Below are 23,513 nucleotides of genomic sequence, written 5' to 3'. Positions count from 1 at the left end.
GCCTCGCCCCGCGGTCTCGGCGCGGTCGCCTCACCGCTCGCCCAGGGACTTGACGGCCTCGTCGGCGGTGGGGTGGAAGGCGAAGACCTGGTCGAGTCCGGTGATCTCGAAGACCCGGGTGAGGTCGGGGTTCAGCCCGGCGAGCACGATCCTGCTCTGGGCCGCCTGCGCCCTGCGGTAGCCGGCGATCAGCACGGTGATGCCGGTGGAGTCGCAGTAGTTCAGCTCCGTCACGTCGAGCACGGCGCCGCCGCCCGAGGCCAGCGGCAGGGCTTCGAGGGCCTCCCGCAGGCGCGGGGCCGTGTGGTAGTCGAGGTCTCCCGCGACGCGCAGGACGGGGACCTCGGCCCCCTCGGACGGGAGGCTGACGGTGAAGGTGTGGTCGGTCACCGAAGTGGCTCCTGTCCGGACGATTCGGCACGGCGAGGCACGGACAGAGCCAGCAGAGCCGTGTCGTCGCTGACTCCCGCGCCCAGTTCCGTGAGCAGTTTATGGACGTTCGCCAGCAGATTATCCGCTCCCTCATAGGGCGCGCTGGTCAGATGGGCGGTGAGGCCCTCGTCGCCGAGCATCGCGCCGTCCGGGGTGCGGGCCTCGGTGAGGCCGTCGGTGTACAGCAGGAGGGCGTCGCCGGGGGCGAGGCGGACCTCCGCCTGCCCGAAGACCGGGTCGGGCAGTATCCCGATGAGCTGCCCGCCGGGTGTGTCGACGGATTCGACCGTCCCGTCCGCGCGGACCACCAGGGCGGGCGGATGGCCGCCCCCGGCCAGCGTGACGGCGAAGGAACCGTCCGGCTCGGGGGCGAGGACCCCGAACAGCGCGGTGCAGAAGCGCGGGTCGCCCTGGTACTCCCCCTTGAGGACGGCGTCGAGGTTGCCTAGCGCGGCGCACGGGTCGGGCTCGTAGATGGCGGCGGCGCGCAGGGTGTAGCGGGTCAGGGAGGTCAGGGCGGCGGCCTCGGCGCCCTTGCCGCACACGTCGCCGAGGAAGAAAGCCCAGCGGCCGTCGTTCAGGGGGAACAGGTCGTAGAAGTCGCCGCCGACCTCGTCCTGGGAGACCGGATGGTACGCGGCGGCGGCGTCGAGGCCCGGCACCTTCGGCAGGGCGGGCGGCAGCAGGGTGCGCTGGAGGGTGCGCACCAGGCGCTCGGCCCCGGTGCGCATGGTCCGCTCGGCGGTGATGGTGCAGATCGACGACAGTCGCCGCTCCAGCTCCTGGGCGACCAGAGCGGCCAGGTCGCCCAGGATGTCCAGCTGCGCCTCGGACGCGTCGCGGGGACGGGTGTCCAGCACGTTGACGGTGCCGAGGCGGTGGCCGTCCGCGGTGGTGATGGGGGCGGCCGCGTAGAAGCGCACGCCCAGCTCGCCGTGGACGAGGGGGTTGGCGGCCGTCCTCGGGTCGGTGAGCGCGTCCGTGACGACGTAGGGGGTGTCATGGAGGATGGCGGAGGCGCACAGCCCGGGATCGCGGTCGATCTGTGACACGCCGTGCAGACCATGGGCCGCCTTGAACCAGATACGGTCCCTGTCCACGATGGCCACGGTGGCGATCGGCGCGTCGCAGCAGCGAGCGGCCAGGGACGCGATGGTGTCGAACGTGCCGTCGGGTGGGGTGTCGAGTATCCGGTAGCGGCGGACGGCCGCGAGCCGCTCCCGTTCGGCGGCGGGTGCGGGCACGGATTCGAGGTGGCGGGCAGGCTCCGTCACCGTCACCTCCTCTGGTCGGGACCGGGCGGCGGCAGTCCCGCCAGAAGGAAGGCTTTACCCTGTTTGGTCTACTTATCACCTCGGCCATTGACCAGGATGGACGGCGGAGCCGGAGAGGGGTGCCACGCCGCGGCCGCACGGCGCGACGGCCGCCCAGATGCCGTGGAAACGGTTGTTGCCTCCGGGTTTTCCGGGGTAAAGGCTTGGCCATGCGGGGTGCGGGCGTGTGCGGGCGTCCGCCGGATGCGGTGGGTGATCGCCAGAGTGGAAGAGGGGTGCGGTGGCGCTTTCGGAGGACGCCGGGCGTTCTGAGAAGGCCGGACGCGAGCCGCGGGCGGAGGCGGGCGTCTTCGCCGCCGACCGGGAGATCGGCCCCGATCTCGCCGCCGTCGACTGGGCGGCGACGCCGCTCGGCCCCCCGCACGCCTGGCCGCAGAACCTGCGGACGGCCGTCGACATCCTGCTCTCGTCCCGGTTCTCGATGTGGATGGCCTGGGGCCCGGAGCTGACGTTCTTCTGCAACGCCTCCTACCGCCGCGACACGCTCGGCCGCAAGTACCCGTGGGCCCTCGGCCGGCCCGCGAGCGAGGTGTGGGCCGAAGCCTGGAACGACGTCTCCCCCAGGATCGAGACCGTGCTCAGCACGGGCGAGGCGACGTGGGACGAGGGGCTGCTGCTGTTCCTCGAACGGTCCGGGTACCCCGAGGAGACCTACCACACCTTCTCCTACAGCCCGCTGCGCGACGACGCCGGCGACGTGGTCGGCATGCTGTGCGTGGTCAACGAGGACACCGAGCGGGTCATCGGCGAGCGGCGCATGACGACGCTGCGGGACCTGGGATCCGATCCGAGCATGATCCGGACGGAGGAGGAGACGCTCGCCTTCGCCGGCGGGCAGCTCGACCGCAACCGCAAGGACCTCCCCTTCACGCTGACCTACCTGTTCGAGGACGGCGGCACGGCACGGCTCGCGGGGGCGACCGGCGTCCCCCGCGACCATCCGGCGGCCCCCGCGGAGCTGGCGGCGGACGAACCCGACGGAATCTGGCCCGCGGCGGCGCTCGCGCGGGGAGAATCCGTCCTGATGCAGCTCGACGATCCTCAGTTCGGGGTCCCTCCCTCCGGAGACTGGCCCCAGCCCCCCGACCAGGCGCTGGTGGTGCCGCTGCTGCGGCAGGGCCGTGCGCCCTACGGGTTCCTGGTGGCCGCGCTGAACCCGTACCGCAGGCTCGACGAGGCCTACCGCGGCTTCGTGGAACTGGCCGCCGGGCACGTCGCGGCGGGCATCGGCAGTGCCCGCGGCTACCAGGCGCAGCGGCGGCGCGCCGAGGAGCTCGCCGAGCTCGACCGCGCCAAGACGACGTTCTTCTCCAACATCAGCCACGAGTTCCGCACCCCGCTCACTCTGATCATGGGCCCGGTGCAGGAGCTGCGCGCGCGGCTGGAGGGCGCCGGCGAGCAGGTGCACCGGGAACTGGACGTGATCCACCGCAACGGGCTGCGCCTCGGCAGGCTCGTCAACTCCCTGCTGGACTTCTCCCGCATCGAGGCCGGGCGGATGCAGGCGCGCTTCGAGCCGGTCGACCTGCCCGAGGTCACCGCCGAGCTGGCCAGCGTCTTCCGCTCCGCCGTGGACAGGGCCGGCCTGGCCTTCGTCGTCGAGTGCGACCCGCTCCCCCAGCCGGTGTACGTCGACCGCGACATGTGGGAGAAGGTGATCCTGAACCTGCTCAGCAACGCGCTGAAGTTCACCTTCGACGGGGCGATCCACGTCCGGGTGGAGGTCGAGGACGGCCTGGCGCAGGTGACGGTGGCCGACACCGGGGTCGGGGTGGCCGCGGACGAGGTGCCGCGCCTGTTCGAGCGGTTCCACCGCGTCGAGAACACCCGCGCCCGGTCCAACGAGGGCAGCGGCATCGGCCTGGCCCTGGTCAAGGAGCTCGTCGGCCTGCACGGCGGGACCATCGCCGCGGCGAGCAGCGAGGGCGAGGGCACGCGCTTCACCGTCCGGCTGCCGTTCGGGGCCGACCACCTGCCCGCCGGCGCCGTCGCCCCGGCGCGCCCCTCCACGGCGGCGTCGGTCACCGCCGACCCCTACGTCCAGGAGGCGCTGCGCTGGCTGCCCGCCGAGCATCCCGGCGGGGACCCGAACTCGACCGACCCGACGCCGGCCGAACCGGTCGCGGCGCCCGCGCCCGAGGCGGCGGCGCGGGTGCTCGTCGCCGACGACAACGCCGACATGCGCGAGTACCTCTCCCGGCTGCTGCGCGGCGCCGGCTACGAGGTCGACACGGTCGCCGACGGCCGGGCCGCCCTGGAGACGGTCCGCGAGACCGCGGTCGACATGGTGGTCAGCGACGTGATGATGCCGCACGTGGACGGGCTGGAGCTGGTCGCCGCGCTGCGCGGCGACCAGCGCACCGCCGCCCTGCCGGTCCTGCTGCTGTCGGCCCGCGCCGGGCAGGAGGCCTCGATCGAGGGCCTGCGGGCGGGCGCCGACGACTACCTGCTCAAGCCCTTCGCCGCCGCCGAGTTCCTGGCCCGCGTGCGGGCGAACGTGGAGCTGGCCCGGCTGCGCGGGCACCACGCCCGGTGGCGCGCCGCGCTCGTCGACTCCCTGCAGGAGGCGTTCTTCGTCTGCGACGAGGACGGCGTCGTCGTCGAGTTCAACACCGCCTTCACCGACATCCTCGGCTACGACGCCGCAGGGCTCCCCTACCCGCCGCGTCCGCCCTGGTGGCCGGACGAGAAGAGCGACCCCGAAGCGCACCGGCAGGTCGCCGAGGCGTTCGACGGCATGCTCCTGCGGGAACGCGGCACCTTCGACATCCCCGTCAGGCACCGCGACGGCGACCGCGTCTGGGTCAGCGTCGCCTTCAACCACGTCCACGACCCCGAGACCGGGCGGCGGGTCATCGTCGGCACCTTCCGCGACGTCACCGCCGACCACTACGCCATCCAGCGCGAGAGCGCCCTCGCGGCCCTCAGCATGCGCCTCACCGAGGCCGTGAACCTGCCCGACACCCTGGCGGGCGCGCTGGAGGAGCTCCGGGACCTCTGGCACGCCGAGCGGGTGCTGGCGGCCGTCTTCGGCGGCGGACCGCCCGAGCTGACCTCCACCGAACCGGGGCAGACCTGGCAGAGCCTGCCGGAGGACCGCCGCGGGGAGCTGACCGCGCTGCGCGAGCACCCGACCCTCACCCCCATCGCCGGGCACGCCACCGCGATCACGCTCGAACACCCCCGCGGCACCCTCGTCCTCTGGATCGACCTGAGCGAGCGGCGCCCGTTCACCGACCAGGACCGGCTGCTGCTGTCCCTGCTCGCCGGGCGCCTCTCCCAGGGCCTGTCCCGCGCCAACCTGATCGACCAGCAGCGCGAGACCGCCCTGGCCCTGCAGCGCGCCATCCTCGGCCCGTCCGAGCTGCCGAACGGGTTCGCCGTCCGGTACGAGCCCGCGGCGCGGCCGCTGGAGGTCGGGGGCGACTGGTACGACATCTTCGCCCTCCCCGACGGCCGCATCGGCATCATCGTGGGCGACTGCGTCGGCCGCGGGCTGGAGGCGGCCACCGTCATGGGCCAGCTGCGCAGCGCCAGCCGGGCCCTGCTGCTCCAGGACGCCGGCCCCGCGGGGACCCTCACGGCCCTCGACCGCTTCGCCGCCGGCATCCCCGGAGCCCGGTGCTCCACCGTCTTCTGCGGCGTCCTCGACCCGGCGACCGGCGACCTCACCTACTCCAGCGCCGGGCATCCGCCCGCCATCCTCGCCCGGTCGGACGGCACCACCCAGCTGCTCGAAGGCGGCCGGTCCGTCCCGATCGCCGCCGGCCCCCCGCGGCCCCGGCCGGACGCCGCGACCACCATCCCCGCCAGGGGCACCGTGCTGCTGTACACGGACGGGCTCATCGAACGCCGCCGGCGCTCCCTGCTCGAGGGCATCGACCGGGTCGGCCACGCCGTCCAGGACGGCGGCGAGCGGGGCGTGGACGAGCTCGCCACCCACGTCATGACGACCATGGCCCCGCCGGACGGTTACGACGACGACGTCGCGCTGATGCTGTACCGGCACCCCGCGCCGCTGGACGTGAGCTTCCCCGCCGAGTCCTCGCAGCTCGCCCCGCTCCGGGAGGCGCTGCGCGGCTGGCTCGCCCAGTGCCAGCTCCCCCGCCGCACCGCGCAGGGCGTCCTGGTCGCCGCCGGCGAGGCCTGCGCGAACGCCGTCGAGCACGGCCGGCCCGGCGGCGGCGTGCACACCGTCCGGCTGCGCGCCGAGGCCTTGGTCGACCAGGTGCACCTGACCATCGCCGACACCGGCCGCTGGAAGCCGCCCGGAGGCGGCGCCGACCTCAACCGCGGGCGCGGCACCGCGCTGATGCGCGCGCTGATGAGCAAGCTCACGATCACGCCCGGACCGGACGGCACCACCGTCCACATGCACACCAGGATTGGCTCATGAGCACACCCCTGACCCTCACGACCGCCCGGCACCCGGACGGGAGGGCGCTCGTGACGGCCGTCGGCGAGATCGACATGAGCAACAGCGGGGCCCTCGCCGACGCGCTCGGCACCGCGCGCGAGAACGGCGGCGAACTCGTCCTGGACCTCACCGCGGTCCAGTACCTTGATAGCGCGGGGCTGAGCGTCCTGTTCGCCCATGCCGACCATCTCGAACTGATCGCTCCGCAACTCCTGGAACCGGTGCTGACCCTCTCCGGGCTCCCGGAGCTCGCCACCGTCCACCTCGCCCCGTCCGACGCCGCGCCGCCCGCGGCCGACGCCCCCTGACGTCCCCGGCGCGCCGGCGGCGCAGGACCCCGACCCACAGAAAGCGGAACGACGTGGAGGCAACGCCATGGCCGAGGTGACCGGTCGCGCGCGTGACGGCCGGACAGTGATCACGATGACCGGGGATCTGGCGCTGGACTCCGCACAGCAGGCCGAGCAGCGGATGCGCCGGCTGCGCAGCCAGCACGGCGAGCACCTGGTGCTCGACCTGAGCGGCCTGCGGTACCTGGACTCGGTGGGTCTCAGCCTGCTGATGCGGTTCTACCTGGCGGCCGAGGGACGCGGCGGCAGCGCCGTGCTGGCGGGCCCGCTGCAGGAAGCGGTCCGCCGCGTCCTGCAGATCACGCACGTCGACGAGCGCCTGACCATCCATCCCACCCTCGACGACGCGCTGGCCCAGCCGCTGCCGCCGGGCGCCGATCTGCGGAACGGCTGAGCCCGGGGGAAGGCGCCGAAAAGCGATGCGTCACGTTCGGTCCAGGAAATTTCGTTCCGTAACGAATGCTCGTATGATGACGCTCTGAGCACGGCCCCTCTCCCGGGCGGCCCCGGCCGACCTTCCCTCCTCATCCGTGGTGATCAGCTGGGCCGCGCGCCCGGTGGTGCCGATGTCATGGGCGATGTCGCGGATCCGCAGGTCGGGGTCGCATGCGAGGACGGTCCAGATCCGCGCGTGGTCGTCCAGGAAGTCCACGGCCGGCCGTGGTGCTTCCGCCGGCGCGGTGGCGGACCGGCCGGCGGGCCACGGCCACCGGTGCGTTACGGTCGCGGTCTGGCAGGTCACGCAGGACTCGGATGCGTCACGGAGCGGTGAGCCGCGTATGCGTATTTGCCATAAGGCAACTACTATCGGCGCGGCACCGGCGGGGCGGAGAGGGGAAGGGCGGTGGACGGACTGATGTCGCACGGTCTCGGCACGACCGGCCCTGAGGCGACCTCCTCCACGCCGCCCGGTCCGCGCGTCCCGGTCGCGATCACCGGCGCCGCCGACGGCGGACCGGAACTCGGGCCGCTGCGCGTGCTGCTGGTCGAGGACGATTCCGCCGACGCCCTCCTGGTGGAGGACACGCTCGCCGACACCGGGCTGCGGGCGTCGCTGCAGTGGGTGCGTTCGCTTCCCGAGGCGCGGGGCCCCCTGTCGGCGAATCCCATGCCCGACTGCGTGCTGCTCGACCTGCATCTGGGCGAGTCGCAGGGCATGGCGGTGCTCCGGCAGGTGCTGGAGTGGGCGCCGGGCGCCGCGGTGGTGGTGCTGACCGGGCTCGCGGAGTCGCAGGCGGGTACCGCGGCGGTGGCCGCCGGCGCGCAGGACTACCTGTCCAAGGACCAACTGGAGGCGGATCGGCTCGGCCGGGCGATCCGGTACGCGGTGCAGCGGCGCCAGGTCCAGCAGGCGGTCGCGGCCTTGCAGGTCCAGCAGATGATGGCCCAGGAGAACGCCCGGCTGGAGCGCGGCCTGCTGCCGCGCCCGAGGGTGTCGAACCCTCGCCTGCGGGTCCTCTCGCGGTACCGGCCGGGGCGGGCCCACTCCCTGCTGGGCGGGGACTTCTTCGACGTGGTGGAGACCGGCGACGGCCTGGTGCACGCGGTGATCGGGGACGTGGCCGGGCACGGCCCCGCCTCGGCGGCCCTGGGCGTCAGCCTGCGGGTGGCCTGGCGGTCGTTCGTGCTGGCCGGAGCGCGCGGAGCGCGGGTGGTCGAGCTCCTGGAAGAGCTGCTGGCCGGGGAGCACGGCGGCTCGGAGATGTTCGTCACCCTCATCACGGCGACCCTGTTCCCCGACCGGCCCGTGGCGCGGGTGGTGCGCGCCGGGCATCCCGGGTTCCTGATGCACGGGAACGGCGAGGTGCAGCTGGTCGAGCCGCCGGGCGGGCTGGGCGTGGGCATGGTGCCGGGGCTCGCCGGCTGGCGCGAGCACGACGTCCCGCTGCCGCCGGGGTCCTCGCTCGTCCTGTTCACCGACGGCCTGTTCGAAGGCCAGATCGACACCGAGGGCCGGCGCCTGGACCTGACCGGCCTCCTCCGGCTCGCCCAAGGCCACTGCACGCTCCCCGCCGGCGACTTCGTCGACACACTCATCACCGACGTCGAGGCGGCCTCGCTCCAGCACGGTGGCCTGGCCGACGACGTCGCCGTCATACACCTTGGATGGACCCCCACATGAGCACACCGCCCCAGCCGGTGCGGAACGCCGAGACGGTCGAATCCGCCGAGCCGGCCGAATCCGCCGATCCCGCCGCACGGGCGCCGACGACCGGGCCCCCGCGACGGAGGGGACTGGCCGTCCGGACATGGTTCATGCTGGCCGCGCTGCTGATCGTCGCGCTCACCGTCACCGGCGCCGTGGTGGTCCACGGCCTGCTGGAGGAGACCGCGCGGGCCTCGGACCGGCTGGTGGACAGGATCGCACCGGCGCAGGTCGAGGCGAGCCGGATGCAGATGGCCATCCTCAACCAGGAGACCGGCGTGCGCGGCTACGCCCTGGCGGGCGACCGGCAGTTCCTGCAGCCCTACACCGACGGGCTGGCCACCGAGCAGGCGTCCCTCGCGCGGCTGCGGCGGCTGCTGGCCGACGAGCCCGAGCTGCGCGCCGACCTCGACGCGATCCAGCGGGCGGTCGACGTGTGGCGCCGCGACTACGGCGGCGTCGTCATCGACCAGGTCGCCGAGCAGGGGCCCGGCGGCGAGGCGGCCGCCACCGCGGCGCGGGGCAAACCCGCCTTCGACGAGGTCCGCGCCACCTGGGCGACCCAGAACCGTCACCTGAGCCAGGTCCGTGCCGAGAGCCGCGCCGACCTGCGCCACACCCGCACGATGCGCGACTGGACGCTGACGGCCCTGTTCATCGCGCTGCTGGTGACCGCCGCGCTGCTGGCGATGCTGCTGCACTACGCCGTGGACCGGCCGCTGCGCATGCTCCGCTCCGCTTCGCGCCGGGTCGCCGACGGCGACTTCACCCATGTCATCGGCGCGCACGGCCCCGCCGACGTGCGCGACGTGGCCCTCGCCGTGGAGGCGATGCGCGGCCGGATCACGATGGCGCTGGAGGAGTCCACCGAGCGCGAGCGCCTGCTGCAGAGCCGGACCGCGGAGCTGGACGCGCAGACCGTGGAGCTGCGCCGCTCCAACGCCGAGCTGGAGCAGTTCGCCTACGTCGCGAGCCACGACCTGCAGGAGCCGCTGCGCAAGGTCGCCTCGTTCTGCCAGATGCTGGAGCGCCGCTGCTCCGACCAGCTCGACGACCGGGGCCGCCAGTACATCGCCTTCGCGGTGGACGGCGCCAAGCGCATGCAGGTGCTGATCAACGATCTGCTGACGTTCTCCCGGGTCGGCCGCCTGCACCAGCACCAGCGGACGCTCTCGCTGGGCGAGCCGCTCGACCAGGCGCTGGCCAACCTCGACGGCGCCCTCACCGAGGCCGGCGCACGCGTCGAGAGACCGGACGACCTGCCGGAGCTCACCGCGGACCCCACCCTCATGGTGATGCTGTGGCAGAACCTGATCGGCAACGCGGTCAAGTTCCGCTCCCCCGACCGGGACGCGGTCGTCCGCGTCACCTGCGAGCGGGAGGACGGGCACTGGCACCTGACCGTCACCGACAACGGGATCGGCATCCCCGCCGAGTACGCCGACAAGATCTTCGTCATCTTCCAGCGGCTGCACAGCCGCGACGCCTACGCCGGCACCGGCATCGGCCTGGCCCTGTGCAAGAAGATCGTCGAGTACCACGGCGGCCGGATCTGGCTCGACCCCGACCGCGGGGAAGGCTCCCGCTTCCACTTCACCCTCGCGGCCGACGCCCTGTCCGCCGCCCCCGACGGCGCGGAGGCCTCCGACGAGGCCCCGGCCGGCGGGGCACCGGACGGCTCCGGCGCGTCCGCCGCCGAAGCGGCCGGCGGAGACGTTCCCTCCTCGACCACCGACCTCCAAGGAGCCAGTTCGTGACCAGCACCGCCGTGCAGCCCATCACCGTCCTGCTGGTCGAAGACGACCCCGGTGACGAGCTGATGACCCGCGAGGCCTTCGAGCACAACAAGGTCGGCAACACCCTGCAGGTCGTCCGCGACGGCGCGGAGGCCCTGGACTTCCTGTACAAGCGGGGGGAGCACGTCGGCGCGCCCCGCCCCGACCTGGTCCTGCTCGACCTCAACCTGCCCAAGCGCGACGGCCGCGAGGTCCTCGAAGAGATCAAGTCCGATCCGGAGCTGGCCTCCATCCCGGTGGTGGTGCTGACCACGTCGTCGGCGGAGGAGGACATCCTGCGCAGCTACAAGCTGCACGCCAACGCCTACGTCACCAAGCCCGTCGACTTCGACCAGTTCATCAAGGCCATCCGGCAGATCGACGACTTCTTCGTCACCGTCGTCCGCCTCCCCACCCGCCGCTGACCGCGTGTTCTTCGACGGCTTCACGCTGGACCGGGTGGGCGTCGGCGAGGTCACGCTGAGGGTGCGGCACGGCGGGGCGGGGCCGCCCGTCCTCCTGCTGCACGGTCATCCCCGGACGCACGCCACCTGGCACAGGGTCGCGCCGCTCCTCGCCGACCGGTTCAGTGTGGTGTGCCCGGACCTGCGCGGGTACGGGAAGTCGTCCAAGCCGCCGACCGACGCCGACCACTCGCCGTACTCCAAGCGCGCGATGGCCGGGGACATGGTGGCCCTGATGCGGGCGCTCGGCCACGAGTCGTTCGCCGTCGCGGGCCACGACCGCGGTGCCCTCGTGGCGTTCCGGACGGCGATGGACCACCCGGCCGCCGTCACCGCGCTGGTCCCGATGGACGGGTTGCCGGTGGTCGAGCACCTGGAGCGCTGCGACGCCCGTTTCGCCGCGCGGTGGTGGCACTGGTGGTTCTTCGGGCAGACGGACAAACCGGCAGAACGGATCATCAGCGCCGACCCCGACGCCTGGTACCTCGCGTCCGACGAGCACATGGCCCCCGAGGCATGGACCGACTTCCGCGAGGCGATCCACGACCCGGCGACCGTGCACGGCATGCTGGAGGAGTACCGGGCCGGTCTCGGCATCGACCGGAGGCACGACGAGGACGACCGCCGCGCCGGCCGCCGTGTCCGGTGCCCGACGCTGGTGCTGTGGTCCGCCCGGGACGACCTGGAGGAGCTCTACGGCGATCCGGTGCGGATCTGGCGGGCCTGGGCCGACGACGTCCGCGGCCGTCCCATCGACTCCGGCCACCACATGGCCGAGGAGGCACCCGAATCCGTGGCCGGTGCGATCGGCGGCTTCCTCGACCGTCACGTTCGCCGGGACCGGACGGAAGGCCCGCCGCCCTGAGAGACGGTCGCCGTGCCGCCGCGATTGCGATGCCCTTGCGGCCCGTGGCGAGACCGGTCAGGAATCGAGAAGCGCGGATGAAGAAGCCGGGGCTAGCGTGATCGGCATGGACATCACCATTCACACGAGCTTCCTCCCGCACGACGACCCGGACGCGTCGCTGGCCTTCTACCGCGACACGCTCGGCTTCGAGGTCCGCAACGACGTCGGCGGCGGCAGGATGCGCTGGATCACGGTCGGTCCGCCCAAGCAGCCCGACACCTCGATCCTGCTGGCGCCGCCGGCCACCGATCCCGGCATCACCGACGACGAGCGCCGCACCATCGCCGAGATGATGGCCAAGGGGACCTACGGCTGGATCCTGCTCGCCTCCCCCGACCTCGACGACACCTTCGACCGGGTGCAGGCCGCGGGGGCCGAGGTCGTCCAGGAGCCGATCGAGCAGCCGTACGGGATGCGCGACTGCGCGTTCCGGGATCCCGCGGGCAATCTGATCCGTATCCAGGAGTTGCGCTAATTCCTGACGAAATTGCCGAGATGAACGGTCGGGAGCTGTTCATAGAAACTTGTCGGCTCTGTATCGACTAAGCCTTGACGCGAGGTCATCATGGCGGCTGGTCGCCCCCGATTCCGGCGCGGTCCGGGTCCGGGGGAAATCGTCCCCTTCGGGACGCACTCGTTCGTAGGAGGTACCTGTGCTCAAGCAGCGCTCCCGGCCGTCCTGGACGAAACGAGCCGCCGTCACCCTGGTGGCCGCGACGTGCGCGACGGGCGTCACCGCCACCGTCCCGGCCGGCGCGACGGTCTACGGCTCCTGCACGATCTCACGCTGCTCCGACGGCCGGTACGCCGCCTCGGTGTGGGCCGGGAAGGGATGGCCGTCCAGCTCAGGCTGGTACTCCTGGCCGGACGGTCTGTACAACTACACCGGCGGCGTCTACCACAACTACGACGGCCAGCTCCCGGCGAGCGCGACCTACCACGAGTACGACGTCTACTCGCGGACGAAGGGCTCCTCGCGCGACGCCTACCGGATCGTGCACAGCAGCACCGGCACCGTCTACTTCTCGCCGGACCACTACTCCAACTTCTACAAGCTCTCCTAGAGACGGGACCCGTCCGATGATCTCGCTGCCTCCCTGGTTGACGCTGACCAGCGATCCGGTGCGGGCGGCCGTCGACGGGCACGCGTGCCGGACCCGCGCCGCCTTCTTCCGCGCGGCGGCGCGGGCCCTCGGCTTCCCGGACTACTTCGGGCACAACTGGGACGCGTTCCTGGACTGCCTGCGCGACCTCGACCGTCCCGCCCTCACCGTGGCGCACGCCGACGAACTCCTGGCCGAGGAAGACCTCCGGCAGCTCGCGATCCTGCTGGAGATCCTGGCCGAGTGGGAGGTGCCCACGACCCTCGCCGCCGCCTCCGAGCGCATGCCAGCCCTGCGCACCCGCCTGGCCGCCGCCCTCCCCTGATCCGCACCCGACCGGGAAGGCGAAGAGCGCGGGAACCTCCCACCGCCGGAACGGATATGGTTCCTCACTGCTGCTCTCCCGGCTGTCGACATGGTTGGAGCGTCGGTGGTGCGAACGCGTCTGCTCGCACAGGTGCGTGATCGGGTCGACCGGTTCAACGCGGGGCATGACGCGACCCTGGTCCTGACCCCCCGAGCCGTCGCCGACGCGGTGGATCTGATCTGCTCGGTCCGGGACCCGCTGGACGACGTCGAGGTCGCGCAGGCCGCCGGATGGCTGTTCTGGCTGCGCTTCGCCGCCCGCGGTTCGGCCGAGGGCGAGCCGGACCTCTCCGTCGCCCTGGACCTGCTCAATCCGGTGTACCGGCTGGTTCCGGCCGGGGTCCCCTCGCTGATCGGCGAGTTGTTCGACGGCGAGCCTCCGGCCGCCCCGGACGGCGGCGGGCTGCTGGCCCGCCTCGGCCGCATGCTCTACCGCGACACGCTCGCCTCGCAGGACGCCGGCGACCTGGACCGGGCCGTCGAGCTGTTCCGGCTGGCGGCCGGCGCCACCGGGCCGGGCCACGCCGAGTACGGCCGCTGCCGGACCAACCTCAGCAGTGCGCTGCTGACCCGGTTCGAGCGGACGGGGGCGCCGCCGGACCTGGAGGAGTCGATCGCGTCCGGCCTGGCGGCGGCCGAGAGCGCCGGACCGGGCGAGCCCGACGGCGCCCTCTACCTGTCCAACCTCGGCAACGCCCTGCTGACCCGGTTCGAGTACCTCGGCGGCGAGCCGGACCTCGACGCCGCGATCGAGGCCGGGCGGGCCGCGGTCACCGGCTGGCCCGACCACCCCGACCGGGCCGCCATGGCGTCCAACCTCGACCTCGCCTTACGGACGAAGGAGGCGCTGGTCCACCGGGTGACCGAGGTGGACGAGCTGATCGGCCTGGCGCGGGACGCGGTGACCACGACCGCGCCCGACCACCCCGCGCACGCCGCGCAGCTGGCCCAGCTCGGCCGGGCGCTGCTGGCCCGGTTCGACCGCGCCGGGGACCCGGCGGATCTGGACGAGGCGGTCGAGGCCCATCGGGAGGCGGCCGCCGTCGCCGAGCCGCACGACCCCGGGCGTCCCGCCCACCTGTCCGAGCTCAGCGACGTCCTGCGGATCCGGTCCGTCCAGACCGGCGGTGAAGAAGACCTGGCCGACGCGGTCGAGGCGGGACGGGCCGCGGTGGCGGCGACCCCCGCCGGCGATCCCGGCCTGCCCGGTCGCCGGTCCAACCTCGCCAACGCGCTGTGCGAGCTGCACCGGCGCACCGGCGGCCGGAGGGAACTGGACGAGGCGGTCACGCTCGCCCGGCAGGCCGAGGCGGCCACTCCGGCGGACGATCCCGACCGCCCCTCGCGCCTGTCGAACCTGTGCGACATCCTCCGCGTGCGGTTCGAGCGCACCGGGGAGGAGGCCGACATCGACGCCGCGGTGGAGGCCGGGCGCGCCGGGGTGGCCGCCGCGCCGCCCGGGCATCCGCACCTCGCGGCCTACCTCGGCAACCTGGGGGCGGCCTCGTTCTCCCGGTTCCGCGGCTGCGGCTCCCAGACGGACCTGGACGAGGCGGTCGACGCGCTCCGGATGGCGGTGGCGGCCGCCCCGGACGCGAGCCCCGACCGCGGGACGATGCTGGCGAACCTGGGCGGCGCGCTGCAGAGCCGGTTCGACTCCGTGCGGCGCCGCGAGGACATCGACGAGGCCGTCGACGCCTGCCGGAAGGCGGTGCTCGCCACCCCGGCGGGGCATGCCGGCCGGGGGGCTCGCCTGTCCAACCTCGGCACGGCCCTGCACGCCCGGTTCTCGGTCGGCGGAGAGCGGGCCGACATCGACGAGGCGGCCGAGACCGTCCAGGCCGCCGCGGCGGCCGTCCCCGACGGCCACCCGCGCCGCGCCTCGGTCCTGTCGAACCGCGCGATCGTGCTGCACCGGCGGTTCGAGCACACCGGCGAGGCCGCGGACGTGGACGCGGCGATCGGCGCCGCCCGCGCCGCGGTCGCCGCCGTCGCCCCCGACCATCCCGACCGCGCCGGCCACCTGGCCAATCTGGGCCAGGCGCTCGGCGCCCGGTTCGCCCGCGCGGGCGCCGTCCTCGACCTGGACGAGGCGCTCGCCGCGTGCCGGGAAGGAGCGGGCGCCGAAGCCGCCCCGCCCCGCGTCCGCGCGGTCGCGGCCGCCCGCTGGGCGAGGCTCGCCGCCAGGGCCGGACGGTGGGAGGACGCCGTGTCCGGCTACGCGACGGTCGTGGACCTGATGGGACGCACGGTCCCGCGCGGCCTCGACCGCCGCGGCCAGGAGATCCTCCTCAGCGATATGGGCGGCATCGGATCGGACGCCGCCGCCTGCTGCGTGCGCGCCGGACAGGCCGAGTACGGCGTCGAACTGTTCGAGCAGGGACGCGGGCTGCTGCTCGGCCAGGCGCTCGACACCCGCACCGACCTCACCGCGCTCTCCGGACGGCACCCGGATCGGGCCGCGCGGTTCACCGCCCTCTGCGCGGAACTCGACCGTCCCGCGCCCGCGGCGGGAGTCCCCGGCAGTGGCGCCGCCCCGGCGCCCCAGGCGTCGGTGGAGCGCCGCGCTGCGGCCGCGGAGTTCGACCGGCTCGTCGCCGAGATCAGGGAACTGCCCGGCTTCGACCGCTTCCTGCGTCCGCCCGCCGTCCGCGACCTCGTACCGCCCGGCGGCCACGTCGTGATCGTCAACGTGTCGGACTTCGGGTCGCACGCGCTGGTCCTGCGCGCCGGTGCCGGCGCCACGGTCGTGCCGCTGCCCGCGCTCACCCCCGCCGCGGTGACGGCGGAGGTCGGCGCGTTCCTGGCGGCGGTCGAGGAGACCGGCGCGCGGCAGGCCCGATCGTGGGCGGCCGGGCAGCGCCGGATCTCGCGGACGCTCGAATGGCTGTGGGACGCGGTGGCCGGCCCGGTGCTCGATCACGCCGGTGCCGGCGGGCCGCCCCGGGACGGCGAACCCTGGCCCCGGCTGTGGTGGTGCCTGTCAGGGCTGCTGTCGTTCCTCCCGGTGCATGCGGCGGGATACCACGACACCATGGCCGGCGCCGCTCCGGAAACGGTGATCGACCGGGTCGTGTGCTCGACGACCCCGACCGTCCGTGCCCTGGCCCACGCGCGGCGCGGCGCGGCGGACGCGGTGCGGCCGGGCGACGGCCGGGCGGTCGCCGTGGCGATGCCCCGGACGCCCGGCGCCCGGTCCGACCTGCCGGGGGCGGAGGCCGAGGCGGCGCTGGTCGGCCGGCGCTTCCCGGGCCCGGTGGACGTCCTCACCGGCTCGTCCGCCACCCACGAGGCGGTGCTCGCGGCGCTGCCGAAGGCCCGGTGGGCGCATTTCGCCTGCCACGGGCACAGCGACCTGGCCGACCCGTCGTCCAGCCATCTGCTCCTGGCCGACCACCGGACCCGGCCGCTGACGGTGGCGGACCTCGCCGGGCTCCGCATGGACGGCGCCGAACTCGCCTTCCTGTCGGCCTGCTCGACCGCCCGGCCGGGGGCGCGCCTCGCGGACGAGGCGATCCACCTGGCGTCGGCGTTCCAGCTCGCCGGCTACCGGCACGTGATCGGCACCCTGTGGCCGATCGGGGACCGGCACGCCGTCGACATCGCCGACCTCGTCTACACGGCCGTCACCGGCGGCGGAGACGTCGCCGGCGCGGTCCACGCCGCGACCCGCCAGATGCGGGACCGGTGGCCGGACTATCCCTCGGTGTGGGCGTCGCACGTCCACGTCGGTGCCTGACCGAGCCGTCCGTGCTCCGGCGCGCACCCTTCGGAGGGGCAGCCCAGCAGGGTCTCCGCCGCCTGCCGGGGGTAGTCGTCGTCGTCCGGCACCATGAGCAGGGTCCGCGACGTGCCCGGCCGCCGGCCGGGAAGGCCATGGCAGTGGACGATGAGAGAGGACGGACCGGGACCGGCGTCCCCCTCGACCGGCGTGGCGTCCCTCGTCTCGAAGAGGAACCGGGCGTCGGTGACCGTCACGAGGGCGATGCCATGCGCCCGCGCGAACGCCACCGCACCGCTCTGGTACGCGGCGGTGGACACCATGACGCCCTTGTGCGCGCCGACGCTCTGGACCTTCTGGTGCAGCACCTGCACCAGCTCCCGCTTGATCGGATTCCGGTGGTGCTTGGCCTCGACCACGACCAGGAAGTCCATGCCCGCGAACCGGTAGCGGACGGTCGCGTCGAGGTCGTAGGTCCCGTCGGAGCCGGCCACCTTCTCGTGCAAGGTGACGCTCAGCCCGCTCACGTGCGGGGCGGCCGATCCGAGGAGCCGTTCGGCGACGAACTCCTCGAATTCCGCGGGGGTGATGCCGGGACGGGACGCGGCCGGCGGCGCCACCCGGGTCTCCTCCTCGCTCACGTGCCGGATCCTACGGGGTCACCGGTCCCGCTCGCTGATCCACACGGCGATCTGGGCGCGGGAGGAGAAGCCGAGCTTGGCGAGGATGTGCTCGACATGCGAGTCGGCGGTGCGTTTCGCGATCGTCAGGCGCTCGGCGATGCCGCGGTTGGACAGTCCCTCGGCCACGAGCTCCGCGACCTGCCGCTCGCGCTCGGTGAGCGGGGACGCGCCGTCGCCGTCCATCCCGTCCGCGGCCGCGGACACGGCGGGCGCGGGCTCCTCCAGCGCCTCCATGATCGCGAGGGCCAGGGGCAGCCGCTCGCCCTCCTCGAACGCCGCGCGGTACCGCGCCTCGCCCAGGGCCTCCACGGTCTTGTCGATGTGCAGGTCCCGGAGGACGGCGTGGTAGGGGCCGAACCAGGACGTCCGCGTGGACTCGCGCATCCGGTCCGCGGCGCCGAGCAGCCGGGCGGCCCGGACGTGGTCGCCTCCGCTGCACAGGCAGCCGGCGAGCGCTTCGAGGCCCAGGGTGATGCCCAGCCGGTCGCCGAGGTCGCGTTTCGTCCGCAGTGCCCGGCGGAGCCTCCGCACCGCCCCGTCCAGGTCGCCGGCGAGCCACAGGCTGAGCCCGCCCACCAGCATCCCGTAGGAGCGGACCCAGAACTCCTCGCGCTCCTCGCCCAACCGGACGGCCCGGTCGGCGTGCTCGACGGCGGCGGAGAAGTCGTTCTCGAACAGGTGCACCGCGGCGCGGAAGACCTCGACGAGCAGGCTGAGCACGTCGTCGCACCCGGTCTCCCGGTAGAGCTCGTCCGCCCTGTCGAGCCCTTCCAGCGACAGGTCGAAGTCGCCTGCGAACAGGGCGGCGACGCCCTGGCAGAAGCGGACGTCCGCGACCGCCGCCCGATCGCCCTCCGCCTGGGCCTGGGCCAATGCCCGCTCCAGCAGCGCGCCGCCTCCGGCGAGGTCGTTCTGCATCGTGCTCGCCAGGGCGGCCATCGTGAGCATCCCTGACCAGCCGGGACCCGTCGTGTCGCGGGTTTCGAGCAGCCGGTCCATCCAATGGCGGCCCTCGCCCAGCACGCCCTTCAGCACCCAGAACCGCCCGAGAGTCTCCATCGCGCCCCGGACCGTGTCGGGCTGGGCCGTCGGGAGCACCCTGCCCAGCACGTCGCGGACGTTGGCGCGTTCGCAGTCGAACCATTCCAGCCACTGGACCTGCTCGGGGCCGGCGAGTTCCTTGCGGGCACGTTCCAGCCGACCGGCGTACCACTCGAAGCAGCGGGACCGCAGCCGGCCCGCCTCGCCGCCGTGCCGCGCGGCGAGGCGTTCTGCGCCGTACTCCCGCAGCGTGTCGAGCATCCGGTAGCGAACCCGGGCGCCGCGGTCGGCGCGCTGCACGATGGACTTCTCCAGCAGCCCCGTCAGCACTTCGGCGACGTGCTCGGCGTCCAGGCCGTCCCCGGAGCAGATGTTCTCGGCCGCGGCCAGGTCGAAGTCGGCCGCGAACACAGACAGCCGCGCCCACAGGAGCCGTTCCTCAGGCGAGCAGAGCGCGTGGCTCCAGTCGACCGTCGCGCGGAGCGTCTGATGGCGTTGCAGGCCCGTGCGCCGCCCGCCGGCCCGGAACAGATGGGTTCCGAGGCGGGCGAGCACCTGGTCGAGCGAGAACGTGCGCAGTTGCACGGCGGCGAGCTCGATCGCCAGCGGGATGCCGTCGAGGCGATCGCACAAGCGCACCACCGTGTCGCGGTTCGCGCGGGTGAGCGTCCATCCCTGGACGGTCGCCGCCGCGCGCTCGGCGAACAGCGTGACCGAGTCGCACTCCCGGCCGTCCGCGACGGTGTCGCGGGGGGCTCGCGGCCCGCCCAGTGGTGGAACCGTGAACGTGTACTCGCCCATGACGTCCAGCGGCTGCCGGCTGGTCGCCAGGACCCGCAGCTCCGGCGCCGACCGCAGCAGTGCCTCGCTCAGCGCCGCGCACTCGTCGACCATGTGCTCGCACGTGTCGAGGACGAGCAGGACCCGCAGGTCGTCGAGATGGTCGGCGAGGCAGGCGGCGGCGGGCCGGTCGCCCCGCTCCCCCACTCCCAGCGCTTCGCAGATCGCCTGCGCGAGCAGGGACGGCTCGGTCAGGTCCGAGAGGCAGACGAAGAACACGCCGTCGCGGAAGGCGGCGCGCGCCAGCCCGGCCGCCCGGACCGCGAGCCGGGTCTTGCCCACCCCGCCCGCCCCGGTCAGGGTGACCAGCCGGTGACCGTCGATCAGCCGCCGCGCCTGCTCCAGTTCCGCCTGTCTGCCGATGAAGCTGGTGAGTTCCGCGGGCAGTCGCCCCGTCTGTCGTTCCAGCGTCGCGGTCAGCGGCACGGCGTCTCCAGTCAGCTACCGCCGGGGTCTCCGGCTCCAGAGGGTCTTCTGGATTGTAGTCACACCAATACGTACCGCTATGACTTTCCCAAAGCCGATCGGACCGCGGATCGGTACGCGGATCGGTTCATCTACCGATGCGCGCGCCCCGGCCGGCCGACAGGATGATCTACAGCCGGACGGGGGAAGGTCGTCTCGCGGGGGGCTCTCGCCCTTCGGGGGCGGGTGGAGTGAGCGCGGCTCCCGCGATTCCGCGGCGGCCCGGATCCCGTCCGCCGGCGATCCGCGACGGTTCGCCGGCCGGCGGCCGAGGCTCTTGGGGGACCCTCGGCCGCCGGAACTCCGGCGTGCGCCCCCGGAGGCCCGCACCGGTGAGGGGCACGGCCGTTCCAGATCACCGGTAGCGTCGGGGCATGCGGCTTCACGTGGGGTGCGCGATGTGGGCTCACGCGCGGTGGCAGGGGCGTTTCGTCCCGCCGTCGCTGCCTCCGGGCGAACGGCTGCGCGCCTACGCGAGCTGGTGCAACGCGGTGGAGGGCAACACCACCTTCTACGCGACGCCCGCGCGAAGCACCGTGGAGTCGTGGGCGGAGCAGACCGGCCCCGGTTTCCGTTTCGTGGTCAAGCTGCCGAAGACGATCACGCACGAGCGGCGGCTCGCCGGGGGCGAGGAGGAACTGCGGGCGTTCCTGCACGCGATCGAGCCGCTCCGGTCGCGGGCGCACGCGCTGTGGGTACAGCTCCCCGGCTCCTTCGGCCCCGGCGACCTCGGCTCGCTGGCCGCGTTCCTGCGCGGGCTGCCCTCGGCGCACAGGTACGCCGTCGAAGTGCGGCACCGCGCGTTCTTCGAGGACGCGGGATCCGTGCGCGACCTCGAGCGGCTCCTGTCCCGCGCCGGTGCCGAGTGGGTGCCGTTCGACACGACCGCGTTCTTCCAGGACCGTCCCACCAGCGACGCCGAGCGGGACGCCTGGACGAAGAAGCCGCGGGTGCCGCGCAGGGCGACGGCGCTCACGGACCGTCCGATCGTCCGCTATCTCGGACGGGACGACACCGAGCGCACCGTCGAGGGCTGGCGGTTCTGGGTCGGCCGCGTCGCCGGATGGCTGGCCGAGGGACGCTCGCCGACCGTGTTCGTCCACACGCCGGACAACGCCGACGCGCCCGAGCTCGCCCGGCGCTTCCACGACGAGGTGAGGGCCCGCGTCCCCGGGGTGGAGCCGCTGCCGGAGCCCGTCCCGGCGGAGCCGCCGACCCTGTTCTGATCGGTCAGCCGGGCTCCAGCATCGCCCGGGTCGCCTCCTCGACGATGTCGCGCATGGCGCGTTCGGCGTCGTCGGCGTCGCCGGCCTGCACCGCCTGCGCCACTTCGGCGTGCCAGCGGATCGCGGCCGGTTCGGGGTGCGCGGGCATCAGGTCGTGGTGGGTGCGCCCGGCCAGGACGGCGGCGACCACGCCGCTCAGCGCGCCCATCATCTCGTTGCCGGACGCCTCCAGGAGCGTCCGGTGGAAGCGGATGTCCGCGGCCAGGTAGGCCTCAAGGTCGCCGGACCTGCCGTGCACCGCCATCTCCATGACCGCGCCGGTCAGCACGCCGCACTGGTCCGGTGTCGCGTGCCGGGCGGCGAGCGCGGCGGCCACCGGCTCCAGCCCGCGGCGCAGCTCGCCGAGGGAGCGCAGCTGCTCCGCCCGGCCGTCGCCCTCCAGCCGCCAGCCGATGATCTGCGGGTCGAAGAGGTTCCAGCCCGACCGGGCGGCGACCGTCACGCCGACCCGGCGGCGGCTCCTGACCATGCCCATGGACTCCAGGACGCGGATCGCCTCCCGGATCACCGACCGGGACACCGCGAACCGCGACTCCAACTCCTCGATCCGCAGCACCTCGCCCGCGGGCAGCGCGCCGGACGTGATCAGCATGCCGAGGCGGTCGAGGACGCTGCCGTGCAGGCCCGCCGAGGGCGTCTCCACCATGCGCTAATCATCACACGAAGCTAGACAACTTCCGACAAAGATATGATTTTACGGCGCTATCCCTTGTTAACGGCAGGTTATAGGCGCCACACTCGGGCGACCATCATCGTTCGCTCCGGCTCCCAGGAGGATGACGCATGCACCCGATCGTGCTGGCCGCGGCGCCGGCGGCGTCGAGCGGGAGGCTCGTCCCGGCCGCGCTCGCCGGCATCGCCCTGATCGTCGTACTGATCACCTACTTCAAGGTGCACCCGTTCCTCAGCCTGACCCTCGGCTCGCTGCTGGTCGGGATCGGCGCGGGCCTGCCGGTCGCCGACACCGTCGACGCCTTCGTCAAGGGGTTCGGCGACACCGCCGCCGGGGTCGGCGCGCTGATCGCGTTCGGCGCGATGTTCGGCAAGCTCCTGGCCGACTCCGGGGGCGCCGACCAGATCGTCGACACGATCATCGGGCGCACCGGGCGCCGGTTCCTGCCGTGGGCGATGGCCCTCGCCGGCGCGCTGATCGGGCTGCCGATGTTCTTCGAGATCGGGCTCGTCCTGCTGGTGCCGGTCATCCTGCTGGTGGCGCGCCGCGCGCAGATGTCGATCATCGCGGTGGGGATCCCCGCGCTGGCGGGCCTGTCGGCGATGCACGGGCTCGTCCCGCCGCACCCGGGGCCGCTCGTCGCGATCGACAACCTCAAGGCCGACCTCGGCCTCACGCTCGCCCTCGGCATCGTCGTCGCGCTCCCCACCATCGCGCTGTCCGGCCCGGTGTTCGCCCGGTTCGCGTCCCGCTGGGTGGACGTCCCGGCGCCGGAGCTCTACGTCACCGGCGCGGACGAGCGGGACGCCGAGGACGACGCCGTGGACCTGAAGTCGCGGCGCCGCCCGTCCTTCGCCGTCACCCTGTGCACCGTGCTGCTCCCGGTCGTGCTGATGCTGGGCAGGGCCGTCGCCGACATCGCCCTGGACGAGGGCGGCCGGGTGCGCACCGTCCTGGACAATCTCGGCACCCCGCTGGTGGCGCTGATCATCGCGGTCGTCGTCGCCATGTTCACCTTCGGCCGCGGCTCCGGCATGGACCGGGACGCGATCGCCTCCTCGCTGGCCGGATCGCTGCCGCCCATCGCCGGCCCCCTGCTGATCGTGGCCGCCGGCGGCGGCTTCAAGCAGACGCTCGTCGACACCGGGATCGGCGACCTCGTCGCCGACTGGGTCAAGGACAGCGACCTGTCGGTGCTGTTCCTGGCGTGGCTGGTCGCCGTCCTCATCCGGCTCGCCACCGGCTCGGCGACCGTCGCCACGGTCACCGCGGCCGGGATCCTCGCGCCGCTGGCCACAACACTCGACAGCAGCCAGACGTCGCTGCTCGTCCTCGCGATCGGGGCCGGCTCGCTGTTCTTCTCCCACGTCAACGACGCCGGCTTCTGGCTGGTCAAGGAGTACTTCGGGCTCAGCGTGGGGCAGAACATCAGGACATGGTCCTTGATGGAGACCGCGATCTCGGTCTGCGGCCTCGTGTTCGTCCTTCTGCTGAACCTGGTGGTGTAGCC

Annotated in this window: 19 protein-coding genes; 13 read left to right on the top strand and 6 right to left on the bottom strand. The window is 73.5% G+C overall.

The window, feature by feature from the left end; translation table 11 throughout:
- Positions 1-30: 30 nt before the first annotated feature.
- Both AB0C84_RS18040 and AB0C84_RS18035 read right to left on the bottom strand, forming a co-directional pair.
- Positions 31-390 carry an STAS domain-containing protein gene (locus tag AB0C84_RS18040; protein ID WP_338742686.1) on the bottom strand — a complete coding sequence of 120 codons (360 nt, stop codon included), beginning with the start codon at positions 388-390 and terminating at the stop codon, positions 31-33.
- Positions 387-1,706, bottom strand: coding sequence for a GAF domain-containing SpoIIE family protein phosphatase (locus AB0C84_RS18035; RefSeq protein ID WP_361067207.1), 1,320 nt, complete (start codon positions 1,704-1,706; stop codon positions 387-389). Before AB0C84_RS18035 ends, AB0C84_RS18040 begins: the two co-directional genes overlap by 4 nt.
- Before the next feature lie 280 nt (positions 1,707-1,986).
- Here AB0C84_RS18035 and AB0C84_RS18030 point away from each other — a divergent pair, with 280 nt between their 5' ends.
- The 3 genes from AB0C84_RS18030 to AB0C84_RS18020 all read left to right on the top strand — a co-directional run bounded on the left by AB0C84_RS18030 (position 1,987) and on the right by AB0C84_RS18020 (position 6,927).
- Positions 1,987-6,162, top strand: a complete 4,176-nt coding sequence (locus AB0C84_RS18030) for a SpoIIE family protein phosphatase (protein ID WP_361067204.1) — start codon at positions 1,987-1,989, stop codon at positions 6,160-6,162.
- Positions 6,159-6,491: an STAS domain-containing protein gene (locus tag AB0C84_RS18025; RefSeq protein WP_361067201.1), complete on the top strand. Its 333-nt coding sequence runs from the start codon at positions 6,159-6,161 to the stop codon at positions 6,489-6,491. Before AB0C84_RS18030 ends, AB0C84_RS18025 begins: the two co-directional genes overlap by 4 nt.
- A gap of 67 nt (positions 6,492-6,558) precedes the next feature.
- On the top strand, positions 6,559-6,927 hold the full coding sequence (locus tag AB0C84_RS18020) for an STAS domain-containing protein (RefSeq protein WP_361067198.1): 369 nt from the start codon (positions 6,559-6,561) through the stop codon (positions 6,925-6,927).
- A 30-nt stretch (positions 6,928-6,957) separates the two neighbouring features.
- Here AB0C84_RS18020 and AB0C84_RS18015 read toward each other — a convergent pair whose 3' ends face one another.
- Positions 6,958-7,185: a hypothetical protein gene (locus AB0C84_RS18015; protein WP_361067195.1), complete on the bottom strand. Its 228-nt coding sequence runs from the start codon at positions 7,183-7,185 to the stop codon at positions 6,958-6,960.
- A 192-nt stretch (positions 7,186-7,377) separates the two neighbouring features.
- Between AB0C84_RS18015 and AB0C84_RS18010 the strand changes: the two genes are divergently transcribed.
- From AB0C84_RS18010 to AB0C84_RS17975, 8 genes are all read left to right on the top strand, one after another.
- Entirely contained in the window at positions 7,378-8,655 is a 1,278-nt protein-coding gene (locus AB0C84_RS18010) for a SpoIIE family protein phosphatase (RefSeq protein ID WP_361067192.1), read from the top strand.
- On the top strand, positions 8,652-10,436 hold the full coding sequence (locus AB0C84_RS18005; protein ID WP_361067188.1) for a CHASE3 domain-containing protein: 1,785 nt from the start codon (positions 8,652-8,654) through the stop codon (positions 10,434-10,436). The genes AB0C84_RS18010 and AB0C84_RS18005 overlap by 4 nt, the downstream gene beginning before the upstream one ends.
- The gene (locus AB0C84_RS18000) at positions 10,433-10,879 is read left to right on the top strand and encodes a response regulator (protein WP_361067185.1); all 447 of its coding nucleotides are present in this window, start codon (positions 10,433-10,435) and stop codon (positions 10,877-10,879) included. Before AB0C84_RS18005 ends, AB0C84_RS18000 begins: the two co-directional genes overlap by 4 nt.
- 4 nt (positions 10,880-10,883) lie before the next feature.
- A complete protein-coding gene (locus AB0C84_RS17995; RefSeq protein ID WP_361067182.1) occupies positions 10,884-11,783 on the top strand; it encodes an alpha/beta hydrolase in 900 nt (299 codons plus the stop codon).
- A gap of 106 nt (positions 11,784-11,889) precedes the next feature.
- On the top strand, positions 11,890-12,300 hold the full coding sequence (locus AB0C84_RS17990; protein ID WP_361067179.1) for a VOC family protein: 411 nt from the start codon (positions 11,890-11,892) through the stop codon (positions 12,298-12,300).
- Positions 12,301-12,478: 178 nt separating this feature from the next.
- A complete protein-coding gene (locus tag AB0C84_RS17985; protein WP_179842565.1) occupies positions 12,479-12,889 on the top strand; it encodes a ribonuclease domain-containing protein in 411 nt (136 codons plus the stop codon).
- A 16-nt stretch (positions 12,890-12,905) separates the two neighbouring features.
- The gene (locus tag AB0C84_RS17980) at positions 12,906-13,253 is read left to right on the top strand and encodes a barstar family protein (RefSeq protein WP_361067175.1); all 348 of its coding nucleotides are present in this window, start codon (positions 12,906-12,908) and stop codon (positions 13,251-13,253) included.
- Positions 13,254-13,358: 105 nt separating this feature from the next.
- A complete protein-coding gene (locus AB0C84_RS17975) occupies positions 13,359-17,033 on the top strand; it encodes a CHAT domain-containing protein (RefSeq protein WP_361067171.1) in 3,675 nt (1,224 codons plus the stop codon).
- On the opposite strand, the gene AB0C84_RS17970 is transcribed toward AB0C84_RS17975, so the two are convergent.
- Positions 16,991-17,656, bottom strand: a complete 666-nt coding sequence (locus AB0C84_RS17970) for a restriction endonuclease (RefSeq protein ID WP_361067168.1) — start codon at positions 17,654-17,656, stop codon at positions 16,991-16,993. The two genes, AB0C84_RS17975 and AB0C84_RS17970, sit on opposite strands and share 43 nt — an antisense overlap.
- Positions 17,657-17,674: 18 nt before the next feature.
- Complete coding sequence (locus tag AB0C84_RS17965; RefSeq protein WP_361067165.1) at positions 17,675-20,005, bottom strand: LuxR C-terminal-related transcriptional regulator; 2,331 nt, start codon at positions 20,003-20,005, stop codon at positions 17,675-17,677.
- Positions 20,006-20,418: 413 nt separating this feature from the next.
- Between AB0C84_RS17965 and AB0C84_RS17960 the strand changes: the two genes are divergently transcribed.
- Entirely contained in the window at positions 20,419-21,270 is an 852-nt protein-coding gene (locus AB0C84_RS17960) for a DUF72 domain-containing protein (protein WP_361067162.1), read from the top strand.
- Between the two features lie 4 nt (positions 21,271-21,274).
- On the opposite strand, the gene AB0C84_RS17955 is transcribed toward AB0C84_RS17960, so the two are convergent.
- Entirely contained in the window at positions 21,275-21,976 is a 702-nt protein-coding gene (locus tag AB0C84_RS17955; RefSeq protein WP_258941598.1) for an FCD domain-containing protein, read from the bottom strand.
- A 137-nt stretch (positions 21,977-22,113) separates the two neighbouring features.
- Here AB0C84_RS17955 and AB0C84_RS17950 point away from each other — a divergent pair, with 137 nt between their 5' ends.
- Positions 22,114-23,511, top strand: a complete 1,398-nt coding sequence (locus AB0C84_RS17950) for a gluconate:H+ symporter (protein ID WP_361067158.1) — start codon at positions 22,114-22,116, stop codon at positions 23,509-23,511.
- Positions 23,512-23,513 lie beyond the last annotated feature (2 nt).

It is taken from the genome of Actinomadura sp. NPDC048955 (genome assembly GCF_040649435.1).
Classification (GTDB): domain Bacteria; phylum Actinomycetota; class Actinomycetes; order Streptosporangiales; family Streptosporangiaceae; genus Spirillospora; species Spirillospora luteofluorescens.
Note: the sequence above shows the minus strand (reverse complement) of the source record. Positions and strands in the feature narration are given on the sequence as shown.